Consider the following 5,649-nt stretch of genomic DNA (forward strand, 5'->3'; position numbering starts at 1 on the left):
ACCGAGGATCAGATCGCGATCGTCTTCTGTGGCTCGAAGAAATCGCTAGCCAGCGGGTTGCCCTTGGCCAGCGTACTGTTGCCCGCGGCCGCGGCAGGGTTGATGGTGGTGCCGTTGATGCTCTTCCACCAGATGCAACTGATGGTGTGCGCCTGGCTCGCTCGACGCTACGCCCTCCGCGCCAATGCAACTGTGGCCCAATTTGTTTGATCGACGAGCCCGCGAACAGGAGGTGCTGGCGCTGATGCGGAGGGTCGGTCGAATGCCGGCATCGCCCAACGGCTTTGGGTCACCGAAGGCACGCTGCGAAAAGCACGTGCGCAGCATCCTGACGAAGCTCAACCGGCCCGAGACCGGCGACGGCTATCGCCGGGTCCGCGTGGTGATCACCTTCCTGGAGGCGCACTGATACGTATGACATTGGACCTGCAAGCTGGGAGTGCCGAGAACTGTGTGAGATGACCATGCACCTGTGGTGGGTGATCTACTCGGCCTGGGTCAGCCGGGCCGTCCCGCGATGGGTCGGCGACCGACCGCGAGTGGCGAGTTCTCTCAGGAGGACTACCACCATCCCTCGGCCGGCTGGCGCGCGGCGCGCAGCGTGGGCAAGGTGCTGGTGCAGAGCCGGGAACTGGTTGCCGGTATGCGCGCAATTCAGAGGATGAATCACGAGAACGGCGGTTTCGGCTGCCCGGGGTACGCATGGCCGGATGACCGCAAGGGCCTGCACCTGGATATCTGCGAGAACGGCGTTAAGCACGTCACGTGGGAGATGACCCGCAAGAGGGTCGTCCGGGACTTCTTCGCCCGCCATACGGTGACCGAACTGTCGGGGTGGACCGACTTCGCGCTGGAGGACGCCGGGCGGCTGACCGAACCCATTGTCTATGACACCGCGTCGCGAGTTTTCCAACTTGCCTTGAGCCCCATGCGCGCACGGTCCTTTTCAGTGGTGGTACAGGAGGGCGCTTGAATCCCCGCCGAACGGCATTTGTGCTTGAGCAGCCTCTTGCGCGGCTGGCCCGGGAGTAGCACTGACTTGGGCGTTGCCCGGGCTCCGCTGCACGCTGGCATCGGCCGAGGCGATCGGAGCAAGTCCAATCACTGCCGCGGATGCGGCGATGACCTGTGGTGCGACATAACGCAGTTTCACACCATCATCATCTTCTCTACTTTATTTGAGTTGCGGTCCGCCAAGAGCATCCGAGAATGCTGGCTAAAACGGCCGCCGGCCTTGGTCCGGTCTGGATCAGAACGGCACGTCAACTTGGCCGTTCGTGGTGTTCGCCTCGTCGTGGTTCGACACGTGGTAACCCAAGATGTAAGGCGAGTGCGGCTCGGTGCCATACGGCACGGCCGGATCGGTGTCGGCGCTGGCGATCGGCGCGAGAGCGATCGCGCCACCGATCGCGGCCACGGCCAACCACGGTGTGGTGTACTTGATCAACGTGTGCATCGTGTTCTCCTGTTGACTTGCCCGCCCGACTTGGACTGAATTAATTATGGCGCTCCAGCAAACCGATGTCGTCACCGCTGGCACCCAATCTGACCACCCCGCTGGCTGGAATCTAGGAGCGATCGCCGCGGAATCCGCTTCCGAAGGTAAAGGTTCAACGGCTATTGCAGTTGGCTGCAAACATGACGACTGCGGCTACCAGGTAGCCGCCTTGGGTGCCAGCGTGATGACGCCAGCGAACCGCGCCGGAATCTGGTCCAGCGTAGGTTGCGTCACCATTGAACCCGTGTCCCGCGGTCGCGCCCTCCCTGGTGACAACTGGCATCGATCCCCGGCAGGCACGAGATCTTGACCCTCAACCATCAATAGGGCCGGTGCTCAGTGCGCGGCTAGACCGGTCATGCCTCAGCCACACGTCTACTCCTCGACAGTCGGGCCGTGACCGGTATTCATCGCAGGGTGAGTGGGGTCTCGGATTCGATGTGGGTCAGTTTCTGCGGGTTGCGAACGTAGTAGAGGCCGGTGATGCGGGTGTCCTCGACACGCATCGCGATGACGCCGTCGAGTTCACCGTCGACGTGCAGAGCCAGTGCAGGGCTACCGTTGACCACAGTCGGCTCGACGGTGAGTGGGACGTCATTGCGGGTGAGTCCGCCGACGATGAAGCGGGCCACCTTGTCGGCGCCGATGACCGGACGTGGTGCGGCCTGCTTGATGCCACCGCCGTCGCTGATCGCGACAACGTCGGGGGCGAGCACGTCGAGCAGACCTTGCAGGTCTCGGGTCTCGAGCGCCCGCTGGAAGGCTTCGAGAGCCGCCTGTGCCTGCCGTGCGGTGACCGCCCGGCGCGGTCGGCGGGCTTCGACGTGGCGGCGGGCACGGTGGGCAATCTGGTGCACGGCAGCGGGGGTCTTGTCGACCGCGGCCGCGATCTCGTCATAGCCGATTCCGAACGCTTCTCGCAGCACGAACACCGCCCGTTCGGTCGGGGTCAGTGTCTCGAGGACGACCATCAGCGCCATCGACACGCTTTCGGAGAGTTCGACGTCGGCAGCCACATCCGGTGCAGTGAGGAGTGGCTCCGGTAGCCACGAGCCCACGTATGCCTCCCTGCGGCGCTTCATCGAACGCAGCCTGTTGAGGGACTGCCGGGTCGTGATCCGCACCAGATACGCGCGCTGCTCGCTCACTTGCGCCACGTCGACCTTCACCCAGCGCAGCCAGGTTTCCTGCATGACGTCTTCGGCGTCGACCGCTGATCCAAGCATCTCGTAGGCGACGGTGAACAGCAGATTGCGGTGTGCGACGAACGTCTCCGTCGCCTCGACGGTGGCGAGTGCGCCGCTGTCGAGGCCAGCTGCCTGGCTGTCGGCCCGCCGCTGCCCGCCGGGTTGGCCTGTTGTCGTGTCCATTGAGTCGTCTCCTGTTCCAGTAGCCGTTGGGTCCGCACCGGTTCGCCGATGACGCAATGAGCGGCCCGCGATTCGGACGCTGCCGCACATCCGAGATCGCCGACGACGCGACGACGACGGTTTCCGGTGTCCTATGCGACCGGTGCCGCCGCGTCACGGGAGGGGTGGTGGACCGGTCCTCCCCGAGCGTGCCCAGAAGGGTACGCTCTGGCCTTCCTGCGTTTACCCACTGATGGCCTGGAGTCAGGCATGGTGTGCAGGTGAGAAGCATTCCCCGCCAAGCGATCTGATCGGCACGGTGAAATTGAAACGGCCAGGGGTCGCTACCTGGCGGCCTAGCCAGCCGACACTCAGCCCAGGTGCGCGGTAAGCAGGAAGGCCGGTACTGACTTTCGACCGTTGGGCTCATCCCTGAGGTCGGACACCACGAACAGGCTCTCGACGCCCTCGGGAAAGACGGCGTGGATGCGGGGAGGCTTGATGTCGTCGATCACCCAGTATCTAGGCAGATTCGAACACTTCGTGTGTCGGTTGACTCATGACCCTGTGTCTCCTTCGTTTCGGGGGTTCGGGCATAAGACACCGCGCGAGTGACACCTCTAACAGCATGTGACGTAGCTCACGCACCGAACTTGCCGTTACCCGGTTGCACACCGCCCTGGAGGAGACGAACCCTGGGGCGATCGAGGTAACGACCTATGCCACCGCGGACGAGGCCACAGCCACGATCAAAGATCGTGCCGCTAGCGAGTAGTTGCGCAGATCCACGAGGAACACCATGGGCTCGTCTCCGAACAGGCCGTTCTCGCGCTCGTGCCCGGCGGTTCGTGCGCCACGGCCCCATCCTGCTCCGGTTCTGCCACGATGGAAGTCATATGCGGACGGTTCGCAGTCACGACGGATCGGGCTCTGTTGGCCGAGAATTCAAGGCAATCGAAGAGGCAACGCAGTCTGGCAAGCACGCGGGTACCGACTCCGGGACGAATTACAACGTCGCACACCACCACAATCAGGCACCGTGGTCAAACGCCACACCGAGCCCGACGACGAGTCGACGCGGGTGCGCTTTGATGCGCTGGGGCCTGTTGCCGCCGTGGACGAAGACCAGCGCCGACGGCGCGCCGGACACCAAAGGGCCTGCTCATCAACGCCCGCGCCGAGCAGCTCACCAGCTCGCCGGCGTACCGCACCTCCGCCAAACACATGCGCTGCCTGGTGCCGAGGGGCACCCCGAGAGATTGCTGGACTGGACTCACAGGAACGGGCCTTGCAATTGACTCCGCTCCCTCTTTGGATGTCGCGGAATGCCGCGAAGATTAACAAGGCACTAGAGAACCAGCGCGCGGAATGGGTTCAGTTGGGGCTCGGAAGGCCAGCGGCAGACGCGAAGGCGCGGAGCTCGCGCCCAATGTCGGATCCGGCCGGCTGGTACACCAGCTCGGTGACTCCCAACGCAGCCAGTCCGGCGATCTTCTCCGACACTTGCTCAACTGTGCCGGTCAACGCCATGGAGCTGGCAAACGAGATGAGGTCAGCGACATGCGGCTCGTCACGGGGGTTGGCCTTGATCAGATGTCCCGCGTGGATGACGAGATGTCGCTCACTTTCGGGGTACGCCTCGATCGCCTCACGCCACGCCCGCCCGCCCGGTAGTGCGTCGACGGCAGCCGCACCGCCGCGCTCGTAGCTGGCGTGATACAGCACCACCGCGGCAGGCCCGGCGGCGTCGATGACCCGGGGCGACGTCAGGTCCTCGCCCTCGTCGAGCACCGTGCCAAAGGACAACAGCGCCCGCCAACCGGTTACGCCGGCCGCATCAGGTTGAGGTAGGGCCGCCGAGAAGACACCGTCGCCCAACTCGGCCGCCACGGCTAGCCCCTTCGGCCCGTCGGCGCCGATCAGGATCGCCACGTCAATGGGTCGCTCAGCCCCGAAGCCAGGCAGCTGCAGCATGCGGATCTTGGCCCCCTCCCAATCCGCGGTCTCGCCGGCGAGAAGCGCCTTCAGGCAACGGACGTACTCGGCGACCTGCCGCCATGGCATTGGCCGCTCGCCCAGCGCTAGCCGACCCGTAAAGCCTGAGCCGATAGCCACCGCGACCCGGCCAGGTGCTTGATTCACTAGCTCGGCGATGGCGGCAGCGTTGACCATGGGATGGCGCAGGCTGGGCACCAGCACGCCTGGCCCGAGGCCGATGCGCGAGGTGCGCTCGGCACACCGGGTGAGAACCATCCACACGTCGGTCACCAGGGCAGGAGAGTCATAAAGCCACGCTCGCCTGTAGCCGAGTATTTCGGCTAACTCCACGTGCGCCGGGCTATCAGATGACGTTGCGAAGGCGCAGGAGATGTCCACATTCCGACACTACCGATCACGCCGATCGAGCCCGCGGCGCGCTACCCGACCCGACGACCGAGGCTCAGATGATGTCCTGTCGCATGGCGGCTACGCGCTGATCTTCATCGCCATCGTCGTGTCCTTCGTGGCGCACGCCATGCAGTACGGGCCCCAGGCCGCGCGGATCGGCGAAAGCTGCCCGACCCACCTGCGCTACGGCGCCGCCGGTATGGCTACCAGCTGGCGTCGGTTTTCGCCGGAGGCCCGGCGCCCCTACTGGCGACGTGGCTGCTGCACGAGACCGGCACACCGTACCCAATTTCGGCATACATCGTGTTTGCCGCGGTTATCACCGTGGCCTGCGTCGTCGTCCTCCCGGACCGTTCCCGCGCGAACATCGATGACGCGGCCATCTACAGCCGCGCATGACAGAGCACACGACGA

5 protein-coding genes and 3 pseudogenes are annotated in these 5,649 nt (G+C 64.8%); 4 read left to right on the plus strand and 4 right to left on the minus strand.

Features of this window, described 5'->3' with window-relative positions:
* From QOI01_RS35235 to QOI01_RS35245, 3 genes and pseudogenes are all read left to right on the plus strand, one after another.
* On the plus strand, positions 1–210 hold a 210-nt coding region (locus QOI01_RS35235; protein ID WP_526388746.1), incomplete at its 5' end, for a bile acid:sodium symporter.
* A 7-nt stretch (positions 211–217) separates the two neighbouring features.
* Positions 218–409, plus strand: a pseudogene (locus QOI01_RS35240) (response regulator transcription factor); the annotation flags it as partial.
* A gap of 108 nt (positions 410–517) precedes the next feature.
* Positions 518–901, plus strand: a pseudogene (locus tag QOI01_RS35245) (FdhF/YdeP family oxidoreductase); the annotation flags it as partial.
* 348 nt (positions 902–1,249) lie between these two features.
* Here QOI01_RS35245 and QOI01_RS35250 read toward each other — a convergent pair.
* The 3 genes from QOI01_RS35250 to QOI01_RS35260 form a co-directional block, all read right to left on the minus strand.
* Entirely contained in the window at positions 1,250–1,456 is a 207-nt protein-coding gene (locus QOI01_RS35250) for a hypothetical protein (protein WP_526388748.1), read from the minus strand.
* Between the two features lie 449 nt (positions 1,457–1,905).
* A complete protein-coding gene (locus tag QOI01_RS35255) occupies positions 1,906–2,868 on the minus strand; it encodes an RNA polymerase sigma-70 factor (protein ID WP_526388750.1) in 963 nt (320 codons plus the stop codon).
* A 350-nt stretch (positions 2,869–3,218) separates the two neighbouring features.
* Positions 3,219–3,362, minus strand: coding sequence for a hypothetical protein (locus QOI01_RS35260; RefSeq protein WP_526388752.1), 144 nt, complete (start codon positions 3,360–3,362; stop codon positions 3,219–3,221).
* A 379-nt stretch (positions 3,363–3,741) separates the two neighbouring features.
* Between QOI01_RS35260 and QOI01_RS35265 the strand changes: the two are divergent.
* A pseudogene (locus QOI01_RS35265) lies at positions 3,742–4,089 on the plus strand (SOS response-associated peptidase family protein); the annotation flags it as partial.
* Between the two features lie 132 nt (positions 4,090–4,221).
* Here the strand turns inward: QOI01_RS35265 and QOI01_RS35270 are convergent.
* Positions 4,222–5,223, minus strand: a complete 1,002-nt coding sequence (locus QOI01_RS35270; RefSeq protein WP_526388754.1) for an LLM class flavin-dependent oxidoreductase — start codon at positions 5,221–5,223, stop codon at positions 4,222–4,224.
* Positions 5,224–5,649: the final 426 nt, after the last annotated feature.

The sequence above is a fragment of the Mycobacterium sp. genome (genome assembly GCF_032162605.1).
In the GTDB taxonomy this organism is placed as follows: Bacteria; Actinomycetota; Actinomycetes; order Mycobacteriales; family Mycobacteriaceae; genus Mycobacterium.

Excerpts from the sequence above, each read along its gene's own strand:
- QOI01_RS35255 (WP_526388750.1), bottom strand. The coding sequence starts at position 2,868 with ATGGACACGACAACAGGCCAACCCGGCGGGCAGCGGCGGGCCGACAGC.
- QOI01_RS35250 (WP_526388748.1), bottom strand. The coding sequence starts at position 1,456 with ATGCACACGTTGATCAAGTACACCACACCGTGGTTGGCCGTGGCCGCG.